The sequence below is a fragment of the Candidatus Hakubella thermalkaliphila genome (assembly GCF_013281975.1).
Classification (GTDB): domain Bacteria; phylum Actinomycetota; class Humimicrobiia; order Hakubellales; family Hakubellaceae; genus Hakubella; species Hakubella thermalkaliphila.
Genome location: NZ_BLRZ01000432.1, coordinates 1 through 629 on the forward strand (window position 1 = coordinate 1; position 629 = coordinate 629).

General features: G+C 48.5%; 1 protein-coding gene. It reads left to right on the plus strand.

What is annotated here, in order from left to right:
• Positions 1-228: 228 nt before the first annotated feature.
• Positions 229-408, plus strand: coding sequence for a hypothetical protein (locus tag HW443_RS12575; protein WP_258190557.1), 180 nt, complete (start codon positions 229-231; stop codon positions 406-408).
• The last annotated feature ends 221 nt before the right edge of the window (positions 409-629 follow it).

Consider the following 629-nt stretch of genomic DNA (forward strand, 5'->3'; position numbering starts at 1 on the left):
GCTCATAATAAACCTTGCTGGAATTTCAGGTCAGGATAAATTCTTGAGGGCGTAAAGTTTCCTCTCTTATTTTTGACTGTCAACAAAGTCTACACATGCTTCGAAGCATTTTTCTTACAGCGAAACTTCAGTTGGATCCCATTGGTGAGGCAATTCCCCGGGTATCTCACTTGGCGATTGTGTGGTAGAATTGGCTCTCAAGAAGGTTATCCTGTTGGGAGGCAATGGATGGAAATTCACGAATTGGTTGTCGAGATGAAAATACTTGAGCGTCGCCTGCCTCTCTATGAAGAGAAATACGGCGTTCTCAGCGCAGCTTTTTACGCTGCTGTTATGTCGGGCAAGCTGGCGCGCTATGACGCTTACGACGAAACCCGCGCCGATTTGAGCCGATGGAAAGGGATTTAGGAGACATGGCTGCGGCGCAAACAAGCCTACACCAAGCAAAGTCAACACCGTGACTTAGCGGAAACTTTGCGGGTCCAGCCTGCTTATTAAAGATGACCGACAATCCGCTAACGTCGCTTGACAAATACAGCCGCTTTGTAGCCGAACTGCTCAACCACCCCACTGTAGAGCGTTCCACAGTGATGGTTTGGTCTGACAGTCCATACACGGGAATTGCCGAA